The sequence below is a fragment of the Salinirubrum litoreum genome, from assembly GCF_020567425.1.
GTDB lineage: Archaea > Halobacteriota > Halobacteria > Halobacteriales > Haloferacaceae > Salinirubrum > Salinirubrum litoreum.
In genome coordinates, this window is the sequence record NZ_JAJCVJ010000001.1 from 621,567 (window position 1) to 643,606 (window position 22,040).

Genomic DNA, 22,040 nt, shown 5'->3' on the forward strand with positions numbered 1-22,040 from the left:
GTTCACAGGAGTAAAATGTCCGCTACCGGACTGGTCCCGGCGTGGACCTGTTCTCCCCGAGACAGCGGTCGGGAGCGACAGCCACCGCCGGGTCGGTGAGTGCGACAACCACCGACCCGGTCGCCGAGTCCCTCACCCACCGAGGTAGGCGTCGATGACGCGCTCGTCGTTCAGCACTTCTTCTGGGGTGCCGGTCGTCAGCACCGACCCCTGATCGAGGACGACGATGCGCTCCACCAGGTCGGCCAGCGTCTCGATCTCGTGTTCGATGATCAGGAACGCCCGCCCCTCCTCGGCGTGGAGTCGCCGGACGTGTTCGACGATCCGTTTCTGGAGGGTGGGGTTGACGCCGGCGAAGGGTTCGTCCAGCATGAGTAGATCGGGATCGAGCATCAGCGCGCGAGCGACCTCCAGCAGCTTTCGCTGGCCGCCGGAGAGCGTCGCGGCGTAGTCGTCCGCGACCTCGGTGAGTTCGAAGATGTCCAGCAGTCGCTCGACGCGGTCGGCGATCTGGGTCTCGTGCTCGGCGACTGCTCCCTCCCGGAACACCGCCATCGGCGCACGCTCGCCGGGGTTGTCCGGATCGCCCAGTGCGACGTTCTCCCGCACCGTCATCGTCGTCAACTCCCGCGACTGCTGGAAGGTTCTGACGAGTCCCTGCCGGGCCAGGGCGTGCGGTTCGGCGTCGGTCACGTCATCGCCTGCGAGCCGAACCGTCCCGGAATCGGGCGACAGATGGCCCGACACGAGGTCGAACGTCGTCGTCTTGCCCGCGCCGTTCGGCCCGATGAGGCCGACGAGTTCGCCGGACTCGACCGAGAACGTCGCACCGTCTACGGCCTGCACGCCTCGGAAGGCCTTCGAGAGGCCGTCGACTTCGAGTAGACTCATCTGTCCACCCCCAGTTCCTCGGGGTCGCCGAACAGTCCCTGCGGCCGGTAGCGGATGATGACCATCAGCAGGAGGCCGACCATGATCAGCCGCACCGACGCGAACTGATCGGCCGACACCGCCGGGATCTCGCCGTTCAGGAAGCGGGTCAGGAGGCGGAAGCCGACGATGATACCGACACCGACGACGACCGCCCAGTCGGTGCCCGGCCCGCCGACGAGCATCCCGACCCAGACCGTCACGGTCACGCTGATCGTGAACAGCCCCGGCGAGATGGCACCGAGGGTGAAGGCGTACACCGCCCCGGCCGCACCCGCGATGGCCGCGCCGTAGACGAACGCCCAGAGTTTGTAGCCGAACACGTCCTTCCCGAGCGTCTCTGCGACACGCTCGTCGGCCCGGATCGCCCGCAGGACGCGGCCGTACGGCGAGTCGGTCAGTCGGCGCACCCCGGCGTAGGTCACGAGCAGAAGCCCTAAGAGCAGAACCGCCGTGATCAGACTCGCCTCGTTCGCCGAGTCGGTCAGGTCCGAGATCGGCGTCGGGATGGACAGCAGGCCGATGCCGCCGCCGGTCACCGACTGGAAACTCCCGAGCAGATCGTGGAGAATCTCCGCGACCGCCAGCGTCACGATGGCGAGGAAGTCCCCGCGCAGGCGGAGCGTCGTCACACCCAGCAGGCCGCCGAGGAGCGCCGCCGCGAGCACCGCGCCGACGACGCCGACCGGCCACGGGAGTCCGAGTCCGATGCCGACACTCGGCGCGTTGGCCGTCAGCAGGCCGGCGGTGTAGCCGCCGACCGCGAAGAAGACGACGTGGCCGAAGTTCACCAGTCCGGTGTGGCCGAACTGGAGGTTCAGGCCGACGACGAGCAGGCCGAAGAGGAGAAACAGCGAGAACTCCTCGACGAACACCAGCAGTCCGGGCGGGACCGCCACGAACAGCGGTGTGAACAGGAGGACGAGTGCGAAGACGACGAAGCCACCCCCGAGCGGTCCGGCGACACGAGGTCCGTCCGCCAGCAGACCGCCGAGTCTGTCGGCCACGCCATCGACTGCACCCTCGCCTGTCTCGTCCGCCTGTTGTGCGCTCGCGTCCGGGTCGTCGGTCGCCATCAGCCGATCACCTCCGGGCACCGAGGCGCACGGAACCGATCCGCCGGGGACCGGTTCGCGGCGTACCGACCCGCCGTCATGCCCGCACCTCCTCGCCGGTGATGCCGCCCGGCCGGACCAACAGGACGACGATGAGGACGACGAACGCCATCGTCGTCCCGAGTTCCGTCGCCCACGTCGGCAGGAAGGCGATGGAGAAGGAGATGGTGATGCCGAGGACGTACGCCCCGACGACCGCGCCGTAGACGCTCCCCGCGCCGCCGAGGATGGCGGCGGTGATCACGAGCAGGAGTTGGCTGAAGCCGGTGCCGGGCGTCGCCCCCTGCCCGACCGCGAGCATGTAGCCCGCGAGTCCCGCGAAGCCGGAGGCGATGAGCCAGACCAGCGCCCGGACCGTCTTCGTCTCGATGCCGGTCACGCGGGCCAGCGCCTCGTTGTCCGACATCGCCCGCATCGCCTTCCCGGTCTGCGTCCGGGTCAGGAACAGGTGGACCGCGACGACCGCGACCGCCGTCGTCCCGATGAGCAGGAGGTGCTGCCCGGTGACGAAGAAGCCCAGGTCGTCGAACCTGAAGGTCGGCGCGTCGAGGTTCACGAACCGCTTCTCGGGCGTGGCGACCAGCCGAATCCCGTTTCTGAGCACCAGACCGAGCCCGATAGAGGTGAGCAGGAGCGGAATCGGGCCGGTGTCCGACAGTGGCTCGAAGACGACCCACGCCAGTCCCCACCCGACGACTGCCGAGACGAGCATCACCGGGAGCAGGGCGCCGAGCACCGGCAGGCCGAGCATCTCGGCACCGATGAAGCCGATGTACGCGCCGACGGTCATGAACTCGCCGTGGGCGAAGTTGATCATGTTCACCAGTCCGTAGATCATGGTGAACCCGATGGCGCCGACCGCGATGTACGACCCCGTGACCAGCCCGAAGATCAGTTCCTGGACGAATGGCAGTTCCATGTGTCGTCAGTAGCTCTCGACGAGTCCCTTCAGGTCGTCTGCCTTCACGGTCCCCTCTATCTCGAAGCCGTCCGGCGTGACACTGGAGACCGTCACGTCGCCGAAGACGTTCCCGAAGTCGGTGAAGTCCACCGGCGTCGCGGCCCCGTCGTAGTTGATCTCCTCCCCGTTCGCCAGGGCCTCCTTCCCTTCGGCGAACGTGGAGACCGTCGTGCCGCCCTCGCGGGCGACCGGGCCGAGATTCTGCTGGATCGTCTCCGGGTCGGCACTGCCGCCGCGTTCGACGGCGAGTGCGACGACGTTCGTCGCGTCGTACGCCGCCACGCCCCAGGTGTGGATGTCCGCGTCGCCGGCCTCGCGGAACTTCTCGACGAAACTGTCGTAGTTCGGTCCCTCGCTGGACCCGGCGGCGATCCACGCCCCCTCCGCCTGTTCGCCGACGTTCTCGATGAGGTCGGGGTCGCGGAGCCCGTCTTCGAGGAGGAGTTGCCTGCCGTAGCCGGCACTGTCCCACTCGCGGACGATCGTCGTCGCGTCCTGCAGGCCGACCGCGAGCGCCCACGCGTCGAAGTCTGCCTCGAACAGCGTGTTCAGTTCCGACTGGTACGAGGCCTTCCCCTCGGAGACCTCCACCTGCTTGGTGACGGTGCCGCCGTTGCCCTCGTAGGCGTTCCGGAAGGACTCGGCCCACGAGCGTTCACCCTGGCTCGTCCCGTTGAGGATGCCCATGGTGGAGACGTCCTGATCGAGGACGTACTGGGCCGCGCCGAGCGTCCCGACGGTGTCGCCGATGACGGTCCGCCAGACCCAGCCGTCGTCGTCCAGCGTCTCGGTGCCCTTGTCGCCACCGCGCGTGTCCAGCGAGGTCGCGCCGGGCCAGGGTGTGACGACCGGGACCGCCGTCTCCTGGAGGAAGTCGAACAGTGGCGTGATCTCACTCGAGAAGAGACCGAGGATGGCCGGGACCTCGTCGTTGTTCACGAGTTGGTTGACGACGGTCCGGGCCTCCTGAGGGTTGACGGCCGTGTCGCGCCGACTGACCGACACCTCCGCACCGAGGATACCGCCCGCCTCGTTGATCTCCCTGATCGCCAGGTCGGTCGACTGTGAGGCGGCCGGTTGCAGGAAGTCCCACTTCCCGGTCAACGAGGCCGGTTGGCCGAAGGTGATCGACTCCGGACCGGTCTCCGTCTCCGTCTCGGTCGCGGTGTCGGTGTCGTCGCCCCCACCCGTCTCGTCGCCGCCACTGGTCGGCGTACTCGCACCGTCGCCGCCGTCGACGCCGACACAGCCAGCCAGACTCCCGATTCCGGCGAGTCCGGTCACGCCGGCGTACTTCAGCACCGTGCGCCTGTTCGTCGCGTCGTGGGTCTCGTCCGTGTCGTCGATGTTCCGTGCCATAATTTCACTCGGTGTACGTCCACACGCCTCAATCCATCAGCCCCTCCTAAGTATTCCGGCACTGGCGGGACAGGTTCGGCCGAAATTAAGGCGAGAAGTGCATTGGTGTCACGTTTCGGCGGACGAGCCGCCGGTTACCAGGAGATATTCGAATAGTTTCACTCGATACCGAGTTCACGTGTGCCGGGTGCCGTCGGGGACGAGCGAGGTCGTCGGACGGCGGTGATGGGTTCGCGGGGCTGTCCGCGTATAAGAAGGCTTATTCGGCGCGCATGACCACCGGCCACCATGGTAGCGTTCGAAGTACCGGAGGTAGACTACACCCGGTACACGAATCGTCAACTCGCGGCCGTCCCGCTCGCGATCCTCGCACTCGCCCTCCTCGTGATCGTCGGCTGGACCGTCGTGACTGGCGCGCCGGTGAACCTCGGCATCGAGTTCACCGGTGGAACAGAACTGCGAATCGACGCGCAGGGCGTCTCGGAGGCAGAGATCGCAAACAGCTTCTCACAGTCGCCGGAGTCGATCCGACTCGTCCCGGAGGACGGCACCTACATCGTGACGTTCCAGACCGCCGAGGGCGCGGCCGGTGACGGCACCGACTTCGCAGAGGAGGCCAGAGACGCCGGCTTCTCGGTCAGATCGAGCAGTACCGTCTCTCCGACGTTCGGCGGTGACCTCCAGCAGGAGGCGCTGATCGGCCTCGTGGTCGCGTTCACCGGGATGGCGGTGCTCGTCTTCGCGATGTTCCGCGTGTTCGTGCCGAGTGTCGCGGTCGTCGTCTCCGCGTTCTCGGACATCGTGATCCCGCTCGCGCTGATGAACCTGTTCGGGATCAAACTCTCACTGGGGACCATCGCGGCGCTCCTGATGATCATCGGGTACAGCGTCGACTCCGACATCCTGCTGAACAACCACATCCTCCGGCGGTCGGGTGACTTCTACGAGTCCACCTACCGGGCGATGCGGACAGGCGTGACGATGACGCTCACGTCGCTGTCGGCGATGATCGTCATGACCGTCACCGCGACGCTGTTCGGCATCCAACTGCTCGCGGCCATCGGGACCGTGCTCGCGTTCGGTCTCGCGGTCGACCTGATGAACACCTACATGCTCAATCTCAGTCTCCTGCGCTGGTACAAGTTCGAGGGGATCGCACGATGAGCGTGGCCGGTATCTACACCACGGCCCGCGAGAACTGGCGGGTGACGTTCCTCGTCTTCGTGCTGATCCTCTCCAGTGTCGCGCTGTTCGCGCCGACCGGCGGCGGCACCGGCGCGGACGCCGCGCCGAACAGCACCGTGACGAACGGCACGACCCCGGCTCCGACGGTGAACGACACCGGTGACTCCGGGATGACCAACCTCCAGTACGGGATTCAACTCTCCGGCGGGACCCGTATCCGGGCACCGTTGCAGGGCTACGTCGCGAACGACGTAGACATCGGCGGACGGGACTCGACCGCCGTCGAGCAGGCGGTCGCCGCCGAACTGCCGAACACCGACGCGGGCGACGTGACCGTCCGCGGCCCGAGTTCGGAGTTCAACCGCAACACGCCCGCCATCGAACTGACCTCGAACGCCACGCAGTCGGAGTTCACCGCCGCACTCGACGCGGCCGGTGTCGAGTACGGCGCGGTCTCGTCGGGCGTGACCGGCGAGACGCGCGAGGAGACGGTCCGCGTCCTCCGAAGCAAGATCAACCAGGCCGGACTCTCCGGCGGGTCGGTGACGACGATCACCGACGAGTCCGGACAGCGTTTCGTGGTCGTCACGGTGCCGAACGAGAACCCGGAGTCGGTGGTCGACCTCGTCCAGAGCCGCGGTGAAGTCGAAGTCCTCGCGTACTACCCGACCGAGGAGAACAACGAGACGGTCTACCGCAACCGGACCGTGCTGACGCAGGACGACTTCGCCAACATCGGCGTCGCCGAACAACAACAGAGCGGCGGCGGTGCGTTCGTTCCGGTGCAGGTCCGCGAGGAGGCCGCGCCGCGCTTCCAAGCGGACATGGTCGAGACCGGCATCGCCCGCCCCGGCGGGAGTGGCTGTGGCTGGCCGAGCGAGAGCGGGACCTGTCTGCTCGTGACGGTCGACGACCGTGTGGTCGCCTCCTACGGGATGCGCGCGAGTCTCGCCGAGTCGATGGTCGACGGCTCGTGGGTGCAAGACTCCGGCTTCCAACTGCTTGCAGCCAACATCAGCGAGGCGCAGTCGGTCGCCATCTCCCTGCGCGCCGGTGCGCTCCCGGCAGCACTCTCGGTCGCGGAGGGTGACGTCCTCTACGTCGCGCCCAGCCTCGGTGCCGAGTTCCGGACGAACTCGCTGATCACCGCGCTGATCGCCGTCTTCGCGGTCAGTGGTGTCGTCTTCGTCAGATACGGCGAGGCGAAGGTCGCGGCACCGATGGTCGTCACCGCACTCTCGGAGGTGCTCATCCTCCTCGGGTTCGCGGCGGCGATCGGCTATCCCCTCGATCTGTCGGTCATCGCCGGCTTCATCGCCGTCATCGGGACGGGGGTGGACGACCTCATCATCATCGCCGACGAGGTGATGTCCGAAGGCGAGGTGAACTCCCGGCGGGTGTTCCAGAGTCGCTTCCGGAAGGCGTTCTGGGTCATCGGCGCGGCCGCCGCGACGACGATCGTCGCCATGTCGCCGCTCGCCGTGCTGTCGCTGGGCGACCTGCAGGGCTTCGCCATCTTCACCATCCTCGGTGTGCTGGTCGGCGTCCTGCTGACCCGACCCGCCTACGGTGACATCCTGCGTGCGCTGCTGACCGAGCGCTGACGACGCCGAGACCCTCGGCGTCCACCGATCGACTGCAGAACTTTTTGCCGCATGTTCGGTCTAGATCCGGACAGTCACGGGTCTTTTCGAGTGACCACGAGTCAGGGGATTCTTGAGGCTTCGTGAGCAAATTATCATCCGAGAACAGCGCGACCGACCACAGGCGGTCTCCCACCACAGACCCATGCACGACGCAGACCTCGACGCCGACGAGCACGAAACGGCCGACCACACCGTGCCGCGCGCACTCCTCGACGCGGACGCGGAGGGTGTCGTCGCCGTCGTCACAGAGACGGGAGACGGCGGCGAGGAGTGTACGCTGTTCCCGGCCGACGCGGCCGAGGCGGAGTTGCCGACGACGTGGCTCTCCGCCGACGAGGACTCGTTCGTCGCACTGTCCGAGATGCGCTGACCACACCGAAGCAGTTCTTTCTCTCGCTTCTCAACCTGCCACGCGAGCAGCGAACAGTGCCGACTGTGCGGTCGGCGTCGCGGTCGCGTTCCCGTCGTTCGTGCGCTCGATGACGTACCGTCGCCCGAGCATCGGGTCCAGCAGGTCGTCCACCGGCGCGCGGTCGTCGGTCAACACGGGCACGTCGTCGGTCGGGACGTCGGTGCGGTAGTTGCTGATCTCGCTGGCGAGGTCGATGCCGACGTCACGGCGGTCGTTTCTGGCCTGCAGGGTCGCCTCGGAGATGCGCGTCTCGTTCTTCGTGGCGATCACCTCGACGTTCTGGACGAAGTTCGACGGCGAGGTCGGGAAGGTGTAGATCTGCGGGTAGACCGTCTGGAGGGTGTTCACCTCGGCTCGAAGGAACTGTGAGCCGGGGCCAGAGGGCGCGGAGATGACGTTGGCGAACAGGATGCCGTCCTCGCTCAGTTTCGACTCGGTGAGTTCGAAGAACTCCCGTGTCGTCAGGTGAAAGGGGACCTGATCCTTCTTGTAGGCGTCCATGACGATCAGATCGTACTCGTGGTCGGTCTCCTGTACGAACTGCCGGCCGTCGCCGACGTGGACGTTCAACTGGTCGGACGCCTCGACGTCGAAGTACTCTCTGGCCACGCGGACGACCTCGGGGTCGATCTCCACGACGTCGACGGTCGCGTCGTACTCCTGGACGAACCGCTTCGGTCCCGAGAAGCCCCCGCCGCCGACGAACAACACCCGATCTATCTGGTCGGGATCGTCGGCGAAGAGATACGGGAGGTGGAAGTACCGCGTGTAGTCGAAGACGTAGCGGTCGGGGTCGTCTCGGTACATCGCGCTGTGGGGTTGGCCGTCGAGGTAGAGGGTGCGCGTGTCGCCGGAGTCGCGGACCTCCAGTTGCTGGTAGGGCGTGTTCGTCTGGTAGACGACCTCGCCGCCGAGGGCGGCCGGGGTGAGCGAGACGCCGACGCTGGCGAGGACGGTGGCAGAGACGATGAGGAACGCCACGCCGCCGACGCGCAGGGCGTTCGCGGAGACGAACTCCCGCGAGACGAACACCGCCGAGAGGAGCATCAGGCCGCCGAACATCAGTTCGATCGTCGGGACGGCGAAGTTCGGCACGAGGACGAACGTCGTGGCGAAGGTGCCGACGATACTCCCGATGGTCCCGACTGCGTACACTCGCCCCGATGCCTCGCCGGTGGAACCCTCCACCGACAACTCTGCGGCGTAGGGGCTGATGAACCCGAGCAGGAACGTCGGCGGGCCGAACAGGAGCGTGACGGGGACGATGGCGGCGAAGCGCGCACCGAGTGGGAGCACGTCGCCGGCGGCCAGCAGCAGGTCGCCGGCGAGGACGATCACGCCGACGTAGAGTGCCGACTGCACGAGGATGGCGGCCAGTTTCGGGTAGGAGGCCGCCCGGCGCGCGCGTTTCCCGCCGAGGTAGTAGCCGGCCGACAGCGCGGTGAGGAAGACGCCGATGATCGACCCCCAGGTGTAGATACTGCTCCCGAACTCGGGGGCGACGATGAGACCGGCGAGAATCTCCAGTCCCATGCTGGCGACACCGGAGACGAAGACCGCGAGTTCCGCACGCGAGAAGTCGGTGGTGGAGACGGAGGCCATTACCGGTGCTGTGGGCGCGATAGGCATAACGGTGCTGACGACGGGACGGGGAGCACGACGACGTGAACTCGGTCGGAGACACGAACGCTATCGAGTCGGTCACGGACGACGAGCGGTGACCGTCGACGGGGCTGAGGCGGCCCCACGCCAGCGAAGTCACGCCATGGAAGCCACGCCAGCCCGTCGACTGGTGCGAGTGCTGACTGCTGACACGCGTCTCGCTCCCCGGTTTCGGGCGTAAACATATCCTGTACGACAGCGTATCGACAGCTATGCAGTCCTCGCACCGCCGCTCGGCCCGGCAACTCCTCGCAGTCTGTCTCGTCGTCTCGGTCCTCCTCGCCGGCGTCCCGGCACCCGCGAGTGCCGACCGCGTCGCCGGGAAGCCGAACCTCTCGGTCTTCCTGCCGAACAACGAACTCGCCCCCGGCGAGACCACCACCCTCGACGTGTTCGTCCGGAACGCCGGCGACCTCTCCGACGCGGGCGACCCCAACTACGAGGCGCTGGTGCAGACCGCCCGCGCGACCACGCTCCGGGTCCGCTCCGGCGACGCACCGATCACGGTCAGGACGGGCCGAACCCCGGTCGGTACCCTCCCCGACGGGGTCCACGGGCCGGTGCCGTTCCGGGTGACGGTCGACGAGGACGCCGAACCGGGGACCTACCGCATCCCGGTCGACGTCGCCTTCGAGTACACCGCCGAGGTGCGGAACACCGAGACCGGCGATCCGGTGCTGATCCAGCGCCGACAGACCGACACGAAACGACTGACCGTCGAGATCACCGAACAGGCGCGCTTCCGGGTCGTCGAGAGCGAGACCGACGCGGCGGTCGGCGAGGCCGGCACGGTCAGCGTCACGCTCGAGAACATCGGGAGCGAGTCGGCGCGTGACGCGACCGTCACCCTCGCCGGAACCGACCCGGACCTCCGACTCGGCGACAGCGCCTCGGCGGACACCTTCGTCGGCGACTGGCCGGCGGGCGAGCGCCGGACCGTCACGACCCGCGTCGCGGTCGCCGAGGACGCGGTGGTCCGGAACTACTCGCTGGACGCGCTGGTCGCCTACCGCGACACCGCCGGCGACCGCCAGACGTCCGAGCCACTCCGGGTCGGCGTCCGCCCCGCCAGCGCACAGTCGTTCGCGGTCGAGTCGGTCGAGAGCACGCTCCGGGTGGACGCGGAGGGCGAGGTTCGCGGCGTCGTGCGCAACACCGGCGACCGACCGGCTGAGGCGGTCCGCGTCACCCTCCCGACGCCGGAACCGAGGCTCGTGTACCAGACGACGACCTACCCGGTCGGTGACCTCGCGCCGGGCGAGTCGGCGGCCTTCGCCTTCGGCGTCGCGGTCGCGAACACGACCACGGCCGGCCCGCGGAGCCTCGACCTCGGGATCTCGTACCGGGACGCGCTCGGCGACCGACGCACGACCGACGACGACCACTCGGCCGCGGTCGAGATCGGACCGCGTCGCGACACGTTCACCGCCAGTCCCGTCGACGCGACGTTCACTGTGGACTCCGACGGTGTCCTGACCGTCGACCTGACGAACACCGACGAGACGGCGGTCTCGCGGGTCAACGCCCGTATCACGCCGACCGGCCCGGTCGAGAGCGACGATCCGGCGGCCTTCGTCGGTGATCTCGCACCCGGCGAGACGGTGACGCTTCGGTTCCAGTTGACGGTCACCAACGACGCCATCCCGAAGACGACGCCGGTTCCCCTGTCGGTGACCTACCGGACCGCCAGCGGGACACCCCGAATCGAGGAGACGACCGTCCCCGTGGAGGTGGTTCCACAGGAGGGGACCGGGTTGCCGGTCCTGCCCATCGTGGTGATCGTGGTTGTGCTAGCCGGTGCCGGGGTGTGGTGGTGGCGACGACGATAGGATTCGGGTGGATCGGGCGGGGAAGATTCGGGTGGATCGGTTGGCGACGACGTGAGGTAGAAGTCTTGCTACGATGTAACGACTGTCTAGTGAGACGTGAGCAGCGAGAGGTGAAAGCCTCCGCGAGGGTGGAGTCCGCGAAAGCGCAGGCAACACTCGGTGGACCAGTCGGCTCAGCGCGAGCGCCTCCCTGTGACCGTCGGCTGGCCTGAAGAGGGCCGAGGTGCGGTGCTGTGGTGTTGCGGGTGCGGTCGTGGTAGAGGTGCGCTAGATCGAGTAGCGGTGTCGGTGCGGTCGTGGTCTGCGGTGCTGTCGCTGTCGGGGTGGCACCCCCATCACTCTCACCGTGGGCTGGTGAACGAGTGATGCTTCCAGAACCACTCTCTCGGTCCGACTCGCCACCTCACTCCTCCTCGAACCCGTACACCTCTCTCGCCCGCGCCGGCGTCAGTTTCCCGAGTCGGAGATCACGCAGGAGCGCCGACTCGTCCCGGTCACTCGGGTCGCCGTACCCCCCACCGCCGGGCGTCCGGACCGACAGCACCTCGCCCGCGTCGAGTTCTCTGACGACCTTCGCCGGGAGTCGTTCTGCGTCCTCCTCGCCCGCCGAACTACCCGACAACAGGAAGGCGGCACCGGACGCCCCCGCCCCCCCACCGACCAGTCCGTAGGGCTGTGACTCGTGACGTTCCGCGAGCAGACTCACAGTCGCACGGTCGCTCCGAATCTCGATGTCGCGGCGCAAGCCCAACCCTCCCCGGAACTCGCCCGCGCCACCCGAATCCGGCCGGAGTTCGTACCGCCGGACACGCAGGGGATACGCGGTCTCCAGCACTTCGGCGGGCGTGTTCATCGTGTTCGACATGTGGACGTGGACCGCGTCCATCCCGTCCAGTCCGGCCCGCCCGCCGAACCCGCCGCCCTCGGTCTCGTAGAAGGCGTACGGCGAGTCGTCGCGCGGGTCGGTTCCCCCGACGGTGACGTTGTTCATCGTCCCCTGTCCGGCGGCGACCGCCGCTTCGGGGTCTGCCCCGGCGAGTGCGCCGAGCACCACGTCCGTCACGCGCTGGCTGGTCTCCAGGTTCCCACCGACTACGGCGGCCGGGAGTGTCGGGTTGACGATGGTTCCCTCGGGGGCGTCGATGTCGACCGGCCGGTAACAGCCGTCGTTCGGCGGGATGTCGGGATCGGTGACACACCGGACCGCGTAGTAGGTCGCCGAGGCCGTCACCGCGAAAACGGCGTTGATCGGCCCCTCGGTCTGTGGCGCGGTTCCCTCGAAGTCCACTCGGACCGACTCGCCCGCGACCTCTACGGCGACCTCGACCGGCAGGTCCCGGTTCCCGCGTCCGTCGTCGTCGAGCGCGTCCGCGAAGCGGTAGGTGCCGTCCGGCAGGTCTGCGATCTCGGCGCGCATCCGGCGCTCGGAGTAGTCTTTGATCGCGTCGAGTGCGGCCTGCAGCGTGTCGACGCCGTACCGGTCCACCAGGTCGAGGAACCGCTCGCGGCCGGTCTCGTTGGCTGCCTCCTGTGCGCGCAAATCCCCTCGGCGTTCGTCTGGCGTCCGGACGTTCGCCAGCAGGAGATCGACGACCGCCTGGTTCGGCTCGCCGCCCTCCCGGAGTTTGACGGGCGGGATCCGGAACCCCTCCTGGTAGATCTCGGTCGAGTCGGCCGCGACGGACCCGGCCCGCGCCCCGCCGATGTCGGCGTGGTGGGCCCGGTTCGCGGTGTACGCGACCAGTTCCCCGTCGGCGAAGACCGGCGTCACGAGCGTCAGATCGGGGAGGTGCGCGCCGCCCCGGTAGGGGTCGTTCAGGAGGACCGAGTCGCCCGGCGCGAGGTCGAACGCGTCGACCGCCGCCGCGACCGAGAAGGGCATCGCGCCGAGGTGGACCGGCATCGTCTCGGCCTGGGCGATCATCTCGCCGTCGGCGTCGAACAGCGCGGTCGAGCAGTCCCGGCGCTCGGTGACGTTCGGCGAGTAGGCCGTCCTGACGAGCGTCGCGTTCATCTCCTCGGCGACCGCGACACAGGCGTTCCGCAGGACTTCGAGCGTCACGGGGTCGACCGCCGGGTCGGGGCCGGCCTCGTCGCCCCCGGTCGCGCCGTCTTCTGTCATGGATCGACCTCCACGACCATCGTCCCGTCGTCTGCGACCCGCACCTGCTGGCCGGGCCTGACGACCGTCGTGCTCTCCGACCCTTCCACGACCGCCGGACCCGCGAAGGTTCCGCCAGCAGGAAGCCGGTCACGGTCGTACACCGGCGTCTCGTGGTCTGTCCCGTCGAAGCCGACGGCGCGAGTCGTCCGAACCGCGTCGTCCGGCCGTCCCTCGGTGCGGGCCGGCGCGATGTCCGGTGGCTCGACCACCCCGCGCGTCCGGAGCCGGATCGTCACCAGCTCCAGCGGTTCGTCCGGGCTGGCGTGGCCATACCGCTCCCGGTGGCGCTCGTGGAACCGGTCGGCAATCGCATCGAGGTCGTCGGAGTCGAGCCCGATCGGCACCGGGTCCGTCCCTGCGTTCCCACCGTCGGTGACCGCCTCCGGCACTGGCACCGACAGTTCGTACGACTGCCCGACGTACCGCAGATCGAGACTCGGCTCCGTTCGAATCTCGGCGGGCGACTCGTCCGCGAGGCGGGCGCGACCCTGCTCGGCGAAGTCGGCGAACGTCTCGGTCAGCGACGCCGGGTCGACCTCGCTCCACCGTCGGACCCGGGAGGTGCTGTCGTCAGTCACCAGATCGCTCACGAGAAGCCCGAGTGCCGAGAGGACCCCGGCGGTCGGCGGGATCACGACCTCCGGGATGTCGAGCGACTCGGCGAGAGTCGCGGCGTGGAGCGGTCCGGCCCCGCCGAACGCGACCAGCGCGAAGTCGCGGGGGTCGTGGCCCCGTTCGACCGAGACGACGCGCAACGCGCGTTCCATGTTCGCGTTCGCCACGTCGAGTACGCCCTGTGCCGCCTCACGGACGCCCAGTCCGAGGTCGTCTGCGACCTCCTGGCGGACGGCGTCGGCGACCGTCCGGCGTTCGACCGCGAGGTCCGCGACGAAGGCGTCCGGGTCGATTCTGCCGAGCAGGTAGTGGGCGTCGGTCGTCGTCGGCTGCTCGCCGCCGCGACCGTAGCAGATCGGTCCCGGGTCCGCGCCGGCCGACTTCGGGCCGACCCGGAGCGCGCCCCCGGCGTCGACCCACGCCAGCGACCCGCCGCCGGCACCGACGGTGTGCACGTCGACCGAGGGGACCCCGATCGGGTAGTCGCCGACCTCGGTCTCGGTCGTCACCAGCGGGTCGCCGTCCCGGACGAGCGACACGTCACAGGAGGTGCCGCCCATGTCCATCGTCAGCAGGTCGTCGTAACCCGCTCTCCCGGCGACGAACGCCGCTCCCTGCACGCCGCCCGCAGGTCCGGACAGCAGGGTGTTCACCGGTCGTTCGCGGGCGGCGTCGCCCGAGAGCGTCCCGCCGTTCGAGGCCATCAGCGTCAGTGGTGCGGTGATACCGGCGTCCCGCAGGCCAGTCACGAGACCGGCGAGGTAGTCGTCCATCACCGGGACGAGCGCGGCGTTCAGCGCGGTCGTCAGGGTGCGCTCGTACTCCCTGATCTCCGGGAGCACGACGGACGACAGCGAGATGGGCGTCTCGACGCCCGCCTCGCGCAGTATCTCGGCGACCCGCCGCTCGTGGGTACCGTTCTCGAAGGCGAACAGCAGACAGACGGCGACGCTCTCGGCTCCGGTGTCCCGCACGCGATCCGCGAGATCGGTGACCGCCGACTCGTCCAGGTCACGCAGAACGTTCCCGCGTTCGTCCAGTCGTTCCGGCACCTCGAACCGGCGGTCCCGCGGGACGACCGGGTCGGGTTTCTCGGCCCGGAAGTCGTAGATGTCCGGGCGGTTCTGACGCCCGATCTCCAGTGCGTCCCGGAACCCTTCGGTCGTGAGCAGTGCGGTCTCGGCCCACTCGCCCTCCAAGACCGCGTTCGTCGCCACCGTGGTTCCGTGCGAGCAGAAGGAGATCGCAGTCGGGTCGGCGATCGACTCGCGTTCGGCGGCGGCGACGGCGTCCAGCACGCCCTGTTCCGGGGCGTCGGGCGTCGAAGGGACTTTCAGCGAGTGGACCGCGCCGTCGGCGACGACGACGAGATCGGTGAAGGTGCCGCCCACGTCGACGCCGATCCGGGGTCCGTGGTCGACCGGGGACTGGGCCTCGTCCGCGTTCATGTCCCGGTCCACGGGAGCGCCCGCCATGTAGCTACGCCTGTCGGCGAGTCGGTCGCCGGGGTCGTCGTGAGTTCGACCGAGCCCTCCACGTACGCCGCCCCGATTTATTACCACCCCACGCTTGGACCAGCGTATGAGTCAGAGTCACACCGACGCGGACTACGTCGAGTTCCGCCGAGACCTGCACCGCCACCCAGAACCCGCGTGGCGCGAGTTCTACACGACGGCCCGCATCGTCGACGAACTGGAGACCCGCGACCTCGACGAACTGTACGTCGGTCCCGAGGTGCTGGCCGAGGGGAGTCGGATGGCCGTCCCGGACGACGACGAACTCGACGAGTGGTTCGAGCAGGCCCGCGAGGCTGGCGCGCGCGAAGACATCCTCGACCGCCTCCGTGGCGGCTACACCGGCGCACTCGCGGTCCTGAAGAAGGGTGACGGTCCCACCGTCGGTCTGCGCGTGGACATCGACGGCCTGCCGATCACCGAGTCCGAGGACGGGAGCCACGCCCCGGCAGGCGGCGGCTTCCGGTCGGAACACGAGGGGTACATGCACGCCTGCGGCCACGACGCCCACGCGACCATCGGCCTCGGTGTCCTCGACGCCGTCGCCGACTCCGACTTCGAGGGGACGCTGAAGGTGTTCTTCCAACCCGGCGAGGAACTCGTCGCCGGCGGGAAGCCGATGGCCGAGTCCGGCCACCTCGACGACGTGGACTACCTCCTCGCGGTCCACATCGGTCTCGACCACCCGACCGGCGAGGTGGTCGCCGGGGTCGGTGGCTTCCTCGCGGTCCACCACTTCCTCGCGGAGTTCTCCGGGCAGACCTCTCACGCGGGCGGGAAACCCGAGGAGGGCCGCAACACGGTGCAGGCGATGGCGACCGCGATCCAGAACCTCTACGCCATCCCCCGTCACTCCGACGGCGCGACGCGGGTCAACGCCGGCCTCGTCGGCGGCGGGACCGCGACGAACATCATCCCCGAGCAGTCGTTCATCGAGGGGGAAGTGAGAGGCGAGACGACCGAACTGAAGGAGTACATGCGCGAACACGCCGAGCGCATTCTCCACTCGGCCGCCGAGATGCACGACTGCGAGGTCGAACTGACGACCGAGGGCGTCGCCCCCAGCGCGGTCAGCGATCAGGGTATCGTGGACGTCGTTCACGCGGTCTCACAGCGGACACCGGGTGTCGATTCGCCGATCGAGCGCGACGAACTGGGCGGGAGCGAGGACGCGACGTATCTGATGCAGCGAGTGCAGGAGCGCGGCGGACAGGCTTGCTACGTCGGCGTCGGCACCGACCACCCCGGCGGCCACCACACGCCGACCTTCGACGTGGACGAGGAGTCGCTTCGGATCGGCATCGACGTGCTGGCCGACTCCGTCGTCGAACTCGGGAAGCGCCGCCCGTAAGTCGGCTCCGAGATCGGACGCGAGAGCGGGGCTGACCGTCGGGATCGCCGACACCGCCCGAACCCGCCGGAACCATCCGTTTTTTGTCCGTCGCTCGCAGAGTTCGGGGCATGACCGACCCGTCGGTGGCCGACCTCGATCTGGACTTCGAGCACACGCCGACGTCGGACCAGTCGTTCGAGAACGCGCTGGGGAAGGCGCGGGCTGGCGACCGATTGACGGTCGCCGACGGTGTCGAACTGCTGACGACGGGCACCGACTCGCCGGGCATCGACCCGATCCGGAAAGAGCAGGTGCTGGAAGCCGCCGACCGCCGGCGTGCGGAGGTAGTCGGCGACGAGGTGACGTTCGTCGCCAACCTGAACAACAACGTCACGACCGCCTGCAACACCGGCTGTCTGTTCTGCAACTTCAAGGACACCGCCCACCAGTTCGAGACCGACTACGACGGTGAGCACGCGGGCTTCACGAAGACACCGGCCGAGTCGCAGGCCGTCGTCGAGGACGCACTGGATCGCGGGGTCTACGAAGTCTGCTCGGTGTCGGGGCTCCATCCCGCGTTCGCGTTGAACGACGAACACCACGAGATTCTGCGAACCTACGACGACCCGGCGAGCGAGGTGAACTACAGACCGCCCGAGACCTACACGACCGATCCCGGCACCTACGTCGAGCAGATCGAAGCGATGTCGGTCGGCGGCGTCCACCTCCACTCGATGACCCCCGAAGAGGCGTACCACGCCCGCAGAGGGACCGACTGGAGTTACGAGCGCGTCTACCGGGAACTGCAGGCCGCTGGCCTCGACTCGGCCCCCGGCACCGCCGCCGAGATTCTCGTCCCCGAAGTCAGGGAGGTGATCTGCCCCGGCAAGATCGACTCCGACGAGTGGGAGGCGGCGATGGAGGCAGCGATGTCCGTGGGGCTGGACACCACGGCGACGATCATGTACGGTCACGTGGACAACGAGATGCACCGCGCGATGCACCTGAAGCGCGTGCGGGACCTGCAGGACCGGACCGGCGGCATCACCGAGTTCGTCCCGCTCTCCTTTATCCACCAGCAGACGCCGCTGTACGAACACGGCGTCGTCTCGGGGGGTGCGTCGGACGCCGAAGACGAACTGATGATCGCGGTCTCGCGGCTGTTCTTGGACAACGTCGACCACATCCAGTCGTCGTGGGTGAAGTTCGGGAACGCGAAGGGGCTCAAACTGCTGAACTGCGGCGCGGACGACTTCATGGGCACCATCCTCTCCGAGGAGATCACGAAGCGTGCCGGTGGACAGTACGGCGAGTTCCGGTCGGTCGCGGACTACGCCGAGATGGTGTCTGCCATCGGCCGGCCGCTGGTGGAACGCTCGACCGACTACACCGAGCGCCGGCGCGTCGAACTGGATGTCGAGGCCGACCCGGAATCGCTCGGTCCACGACTCGGGCCGCGTGCCGACGGGACGCCACTGCTTCCTGCGACCGGCACTGGAGTCGGTGACGGGGCTGGCGAGTCGGACGAGGACCGGGCACACGCGGACGACTGACCGAGACGATGGACACCAGACCGACACCGGCATCTACGGGTGACGACCGATGATGGCGACGACCCACGCGGCGGTCGGACTGTTGCTCGCGACGCCGGTCGCGCTGGTCGCGCCGGAACTGGCGATTCCGGCGGCAGTCGGCGGGTTGGCGGGCGGGCTGTTTCCCGATCTGGACCTGTTCGTCGGGACGCACCGCAAGACGCTCCACTACCCGGCGTACTACTGGCTGCTCGCCGTCCCGGCGGTCGCGGTGGCGGGTCTCGCACCCTCGGCGCTGACGGTCGCGGGCGCGCTGTTCCTGCTGGCGGCGGCGGTCCACTCGGTCTCGGACGTGTTCGGCGCGGGGCTGGAGACCCGGCCGTGGGAGGCGACCTCGGAGCGGGCGGTCTACCTCCACCCCCAGTCGCGGTGGCTCCGGCCTCGGCGAGTGATTCGGTACGACGGCGCACCGGAGGACCTGGCCACGGCGGCGGTGCTCGCGGTGCCGGGCCTGCTGTTGTTCGACAGTCGGATTCGGCTCGTCGTGGCGGTCGGACTGGTCGTCTCGGCGGTGTACGTCGCGGTTCGGAAGCGACTGCCCGAGTCGGTGCTGGAGTGGCTCCAGTGAGTGGAACCCGGGTTGCACACCGGCGAGACGACCGTATCCGCACCGGGACCGCGACCGCACCTCGTCCTCCCCAACCTCGCGGGACTCTCGGCACCGCCCGTCCCGCTCCCTCGCGCGCGTCGGGGTCGCGCGCGCCGGGACTGAGTGAGAGGGGCACGTGAGGAGGGCACGTCTCCCTCCTCGTCTACGACCGACTCGACCGAGTCCCGTCAGATAAACGCCAGTGGGACCATCACCGCGATACCGACGGCCAACCCGGCCACCAGTTCCTGATAGCCACGCCCCGGCAACCCCTCGCCCAGATCCAGCGCCTCCGGGATGAACTCGGTCAGGACGAGGTAGATCATCGCGCCGGCGGCGAACCCGAAGCCGTAGGGCAGGAACTCCCGTGCGTACCGGACGAACGCGAACGCGATCACCGCACCGATCGGCTGGGGAAGCGAGGAGAACACCGCCCACCACGCCATCCGCCACTCGCTGACACCCATCGAGCGAAGCGGAATCGAGATGGCCACGCCCTCCGGGACGTTGTGGATCGAGATGGCGACCGTCATGAACACCGCGAGCAACGGGACCGTCGTCCCGAAGATAGCGAGTCCGGTGGCCGACTGCAACCCGAGGTCGGCGAACGAGACGCCGACTGCGACACCCTCCGGGAAACTGTGGACCGTCAGAATCCCGAGGATCAACACGAGTTTCTTGAAGTCGGCCTGCGCGTACTTCTTCGGACTGACCTCGTAGTCCTCCAGCACCTCGTGGGCGACGACGACCAGCACGACACCCGCGAGCAAGCCGATACCCAACTCCACCGGCGTCCCGTTCGCCAGACCCTCGCCGATCAACCCGAACAGCGACGCCGAGACCATGATCCCCGACGCGATACCCCACAGCGCGACGTTCCACCGATCGCTGATGTCGTCGAACAGAAAGAACGGAATCGCCCCCAGTCCGGTCGCCAGTGCGGTGACCAGTCCGGCGAGAAACACGAAGACGAACGCGCCGAAGGAGGCGTCGGTGGCCATCTGCATACCCGGACGTAGCGCGCCTGCGCCGATAAGTATTATCACCTGTTCGATAGGTTTAGGCCGACCGAAACTCCCTCGGTGACTGGCGCTTGGTCCTGGCGGACTGTCACTCCCCGACGGTGCGTCCTTCGGGCGTCGGGAACGACCGGAGGTGGCGCGGCGGGACGAGGAAGTTCCCGCGACTCCGGACGAAGATGTACTCCAAGATCCCGTTGTTGACGCGCTGGCGGATGGTCGGCACGTCGGTCAGGTCGGTCCCGTTCATCGCCTCGCGGACCTCCTCGAACGCCGAGATACCGCGCTGGAGCGTCGGGAAGTGGAGACTCGCCACGTCGTCGTCGGTCGACTCGAAGTGTCGACGCAGGAGGCGGACGTTCCCGTCGTCGTCGCGGTTCCCGCGTGCGGCCTTCTGTGCGTGACCGACGACGCCGAACTCCTCGGCGTGGTCGCGGACGTTCTCGACGATCTCCGGCGTCAGGCCGTTGTCGTCGCCGAGGTTCGCGCCGACACCCTCGACGAGGTTCTCCACCCTGTGGATCGGGCTGAACATCCGGTCGACGCGCTGATCGTAGGTGTCCTCGACGTACCAGTCGTCCAGTCGCTGGCGGATGTTCGCGACGTGTTTCGTCGTCCCGCCGGCGAAGGGACCGGACTCCAGCGTGACGTAGTCCTCGGTCGCCTGGTTCCCGACGAAGCCCGCGACGAAGCCCATGAACAGCGGCGACTCCTCGGGAACGTGGTCGCCCTCGGGGACGCCGGCCACGTCCTGCCGGTCGGCGGGCATCCCCGCGCCGACGAACCCCGTGCGCCGATCCGCGACGTCGAGGACGTCGGTGATGGTCGCCGACACCTCGGTCGCGTTGGCGGTGTCACGCTCCCCGCGCATCGCCTCCTCGGCCTCCAGTAGGGCGTCCGGTCGGTCGCTGGCGAAGTGGACCAGTACGTCCTGCGTGTCGAACTCCGGCGTCTCGAAGTCCGAGAGCCGACGAGGCTGTGGGAGGTCGAGGTCCTCGGGCAGGGCGGTCTCGAACCGCTCGAAGTACGACGGCGAGTAGGCGACCGAGTAGAGCAGGCCATCGTGACTGCGCTCGTAGGCACGGTCCAGCGTCCGGAGTGCGGATTCGAGGGTCGCCTGCTCGTCGGCCGTCGGCGGGCCGTCGTGCGGGAGGTCGAGATACCAGAGGACCTGGTGACGCGGGAGCATGTGGTTCCCGTGTTCGTCGGTCCGGATGTAGTCGTTCCAGGCGTGCTGACGCTCGGGGAGGGTCGTCGGGTCGGAGACGCCGGTCGGTACCGGTTCGTCGGCCTGCTCGAGACACGCCGAGAGTGCCGCCGCGCCGCCGACCGCGACCGCTGCTTTGAGTACGTCTCTGCGGGACGTTTCGCCGCCGAAGGGCATGTGGGGACGTAGGGGCGCTGGCGATGAAATGGGTTCCGGACGTGGACTTCGATCTCGAGTTAGTCGCCGTATGTGTCGAAGCTGTCCCGGTGGAGTTCGCTTCGACTGTCGCCGGTGTGGTTGCCGAGTGAGTCGTGGACACCGGGCGGTGAAAGCCCCCGGCGTCTCGACGGTCCGCGACTCCCTGCGCTCCTCAGTCGAGAGAGCCGGCAAGCCGGCTCTCCTACCCTGCGGTGCTGACGGGCGAGCCACGCCTCGCCCGTCTGCTATCGAGACCTCCGGTCTCGCTCTGTCACCGGCGCGGCGCGCCGGTTTCCAGCGGGACCTCCAGTCCCGCTCTGCTCACGAGACCGCCGGCCCCGTTCAGTCCCACCCGAATCTGTAAAAGGGCACGCAACACCCGGTGGACCAGTCGGTTTCAGCGAGAGTGCCTCCCTGCGACCGTCGGCTCACCTGAGGCGGCCCTACGCCGCCGAAGTGCGCGACACGAGGCTCGTCCGAGGCGGCCCCACGCCGCCGAGGTGTGGTGCCCGAGGCGACCCTACGTCGCCGAGGTGTGGTGCCCGAGGCGACCCTACGTCGCCGAGGTGTGGCACCCGAACCGGGTGCATCCCGGTGAGGTGTCGCGCCAGCCCGGTCGACTGGTGCGTGTGTCGTCCGAACTGGCCCGAACTCGGTCGGTCTCTACCCTCGGTCGGAACCACGCAGATTTACCCATTCGCTGCCGAAGC

Annotated in this window: 16 protein-coding genes; 7 read left to right on the forward strand and 9 right to left on the reverse strand. The window is 68.4% G+C overall.

All coding sequences use genetic code 11. From position 1 onward, the window contains the following. Positions 1-132 precede the first annotated feature (132 nt). The 4 genes from LI337_RS03005 to LI337_RS03020 form a co-directional block, all read right to left on the reverse strand. A complete protein-coding gene (locus LI337_RS03005; RefSeq protein ID WP_227228234.1) occupies positions 133-891 on the reverse strand; it encodes an ABC transporter ATP-binding protein in 759 nt (252 codons plus the stop codon). Then, entirely contained in the window at positions 888-2,006 is a 1,119-nt protein-coding gene (locus LI337_RS03010; protein ID WP_227228235.1) for a branched-chain amino acid ABC transporter permease, read from the reverse strand. Before LI337_RS03010 ends, LI337_RS03005 begins: the two co-directional genes overlap by 4 nt. Before the next feature lie 76 nt (positions 2,007-2,082). Continuing rightward, positions 2,083-2,964: a branched-chain amino acid ABC transporter permease gene (locus LI337_RS03015; protein WP_227228236.1), complete on the reverse strand. Its 882-nt coding sequence runs from the start codon at positions 2,962-2,964 to the stop codon at positions 2,083-2,085. A 6-nt stretch (positions 2,965-2,970) separates the two neighbouring features. Beyond that, the gene (locus LI337_RS03020; RefSeq protein ID WP_227228237.1) at positions 2,971-4,365 is read right to left on the reverse strand and encodes an ABC transporter substrate-binding protein; all 1,395 of its coding nucleotides are present in this window, start codon (positions 4,363-4,365) and stop codon (positions 2,971-2,973) included. Between the two features lie 288 nt (positions 4,366-4,653). On the opposite strand from LI337_RS03020, the gene secF reads away from it, so the two are divergent. From secF to LI337_RS03035, 3 genes are all read left to right on the forward strand, one after another. After that, on the forward strand, positions 4,654-5,529 hold the full coding sequence (gene secF, locus LI337_RS03025) for a protein translocase subunit SecF (RefSeq protein ID WP_227228238.1): 876 nt from the start codon (positions 4,654-4,656) through the stop codon (positions 5,527-5,529). Beyond that, complete coding sequence (locus tag LI337_RS03030) at positions 5,526-7,154, forward strand: preprotein translocase subunit SecD (protein ID WP_227228239.1); 1,629 nt, start codon at positions 5,526-5,528, stop codon at positions 7,152-7,154. Before secF ends, LI337_RS03030 begins: the two co-directional genes overlap by 4 nt. Before the next feature lie 184 nt (positions 7,155-7,338). Beyond that, positions 7,339-7,566: a DUF7511 domain-containing protein gene (locus LI337_RS03035; protein WP_227228240.1), complete on the forward strand. Its 228-nt coding sequence runs from the start codon at positions 7,339-7,341 to the stop codon at positions 7,564-7,566. 30 nt (positions 7,567-7,596) lie between these two features. On the opposite strand, the gene LI337_RS03040 is transcribed toward LI337_RS03035, so the two are convergent. After that, positions 7,597-9,210 (reverse strand): spermidine synthase, encoded by a 1,614-nt coding sequence (locus tag LI337_RS03040; RefSeq protein WP_227228241.1) that lies wholly within the window; start codon positions 9,208-9,210, stop codon positions 7,597-7,599. A gap of 272 nt (positions 9,211-9,482) precedes the next feature. On the opposite strand from LI337_RS03040, the gene LI337_RS03045 reads away from it, so the two are divergent. After that, complete coding sequence (locus LI337_RS03045; RefSeq protein ID WP_227228242.1) at positions 9,483-11,099, forward strand: COG1361 S-layer family protein; 1,617 nt, start codon at positions 9,483-9,485, stop codon at positions 11,097-11,099. Positions 11,100-11,502: 403 nt separating this feature from the next. On the opposite strand, the gene LI337_RS03050 is transcribed toward LI337_RS03045, so the two are convergent. Together LI337_RS03050 and LI337_RS03055 are read right to left on the reverse strand one after the other, a co-directional pair. After that, positions 11,503-13,221 (reverse strand): hydantoinase B/oxoprolinase family protein, encoded by a 1,719-nt coding sequence (locus LI337_RS03050; protein WP_227228243.1) that lies wholly within the window; start codon positions 13,219-13,221, stop codon positions 11,503-11,505. Continuing rightward, on the reverse strand, positions 13,218-15,326 hold the full coding sequence (locus tag LI337_RS03055; protein WP_227228244.1) for a hydantoinase/oxoprolinase family protein: 2,109 nt from the start codon (positions 15,324-15,326) through the stop codon (positions 13,218-13,220). The genes LI337_RS03050 and LI337_RS03055 overlap by 4 nt, the downstream gene beginning before the upstream one ends. 133 nt (positions 15,327-15,459) lie before the next feature. On the opposite strand from LI337_RS03055, the gene LI337_RS03060 reads away from it, so the two are divergent. The 3 genes from LI337_RS03060 to LI337_RS03070 all read left to right on the forward strand — a co-directional run bounded on the left by LI337_RS03060 (position 15,460) and on the right by LI337_RS03070 (position 18,885). After that, positions 15,460-16,743 carry an amidohydrolase gene (locus tag LI337_RS03060; RefSeq protein WP_227228245.1) on the forward strand — a complete coding sequence of 428 codons (1,284 nt, stop codon included), beginning with the start codon at positions 15,460-15,462 and terminating at the stop codon, positions 16,741-16,743. Between the two features lie 110 nt (positions 16,744-16,853). Then, complete coding sequence (gene cofH, locus LI337_RS03065; RefSeq protein ID WP_227228246.1) at positions 16,854-18,278, forward strand: 7,8-didemethyl-8-hydroxy-5-deazariboflavin synthase subunit CofH; 1,425 nt, start codon at positions 16,854-16,856, stop codon at positions 18,276-18,278. Positions 18,279-18,327: 49 nt separating this feature from the next. Beyond that, positions 18,328-18,885, forward strand: coding sequence for a metal-dependent hydrolase (locus LI337_RS03070; protein ID WP_227228247.1), 558 nt, complete (start codon positions 18,328-18,330; stop codon positions 18,883-18,885). A 209-nt stretch (positions 18,886-19,094) separates the two neighbouring features. Here the strand turns inward: LI337_RS03070 and LI337_RS03075 are convergent, their stop codons facing one another. After that, on the reverse strand, positions 19,095-19,907 hold the full coding sequence (locus tag LI337_RS03075) for a ZIP family metal transporter (protein WP_303645225.1): 813 nt from the start codon (positions 19,905-19,907) through the stop codon (positions 19,095-19,097). A gap of 109 nt (positions 19,908-20,016) precedes the next feature. Beyond that, a complete protein-coding gene (locus LI337_RS03080; RefSeq protein ID WP_227228249.1) occupies positions 20,017-21,309 on the reverse strand; it encodes a DUF7405 family protein in 1,293 nt (430 codons plus the stop codon). Between the last annotated feature and the right edge of the window lie 731 nt (positions 21,310-22,040).

Bases quoted from the DNA above. Each gene is read 5' to 3' on its own strand.
- LI337_RS03005 (WP_227228234.1), bottom strand. From the start codon at position 891: ATGAGTCTACTCGAAGTCGACGGCCTCTCGAAGGCCTTCCGAGGCGTG.
- LI337_RS03010 (WP_227228235.1), bottom strand. From the start codon at position 2,006: ATGGCGACCGACGACCCGGACGCGAGCGCACAACAGGCGGACGAGACA.
- LI337_RS03015 (WP_227228236.1), bottom strand. From the start codon at position 2,964: ATGGAACTGCCATTCGTCCAGGAACTGATCTTCGGGCTGGTCACGGGG.
- LI337_RS03020 (WP_227228237.1), bottom strand. From the start codon at position 4,365: ATGGCACGGAACATCGACGACACGGACGAGACCCACGACGCGACGAAC.
- secF (WP_227228238.1), top strand. From the start codon at position 4,654: ATGGTAGCGTTCGAAGTACCGGAGGTAGACTACACCCGGTACACGAAT.
- LI337_RS03030 (WP_227228239.1), top strand. From the start codon at position 5,526: ATGAGCGTGGCCGGTATCTACACCACGGCCCGCGAGAACTGGCGGGTG.
- LI337_RS03035 (WP_227228240.1), top strand. From the start codon at position 7,339: ATGCACGACGCAGACCTCGACGCCGACGAGCACGAAACGGCCGACCAC.
- LI337_RS03040 (WP_227228241.1), bottom strand. From the start codon at position 9,210: ATGGCCTCCGTCTCCACCACCGACTTCTCGCGTGCGGAACTCGCGGTC.
- LI337_RS03045 (WP_227228242.1), top strand. From the start codon at position 9,483: ATGCAGTCCTCGCACCGCCGCTCGGCCCGGCAACTCCTCGCAGTCTGT.
- LI337_RS03050 (WP_227228243.1), bottom strand. From the start codon at position 13,221: ATGACAGAAGACGGCGCGACCGGGGGCGACGAGGCCGGCCCCGACCCG.
- LI337_RS03055 (WP_227228244.1), bottom strand. From the start codon at position 15,326: ATGAACGCGGACGAGGCCCAGTCCCCGGTCGACCACGGACCCCGGATC.
- LI337_RS03060 (WP_227228245.1), top strand. From the start codon at position 15,460: ATGAGTCAGAGTCACACCGACGCGGACTACGTCGAGTTCCGCCGAGAC.
- cofH (WP_227228246.1), top strand. From the start codon at position 16,854: ATGACCGACCCGTCGGTGGCCGACCTCGATCTGGACTTCGAGCACACG.
- LI337_RS03070 (WP_227228247.1), top strand. From the start codon at position 18,328: ATGATGGCGACGACCCACGCGGCGGTCGGACTGTTGCTCGCGACGCCG.
- LI337_RS03075 (WP_303645225.1), bottom strand. From the start codon at position 19,907: ATGGCCACCGACGCCTCCTTCGGCGCGTTCGTCTTCGTGTTTCTCGCC.
- LI337_RS03080 (WP_227228249.1), bottom strand. From the start codon at position 21,309: ATGCCCTTCGGCGGCGAAACGTCCCGCAGAGACGTACTCAAAGCAGCG.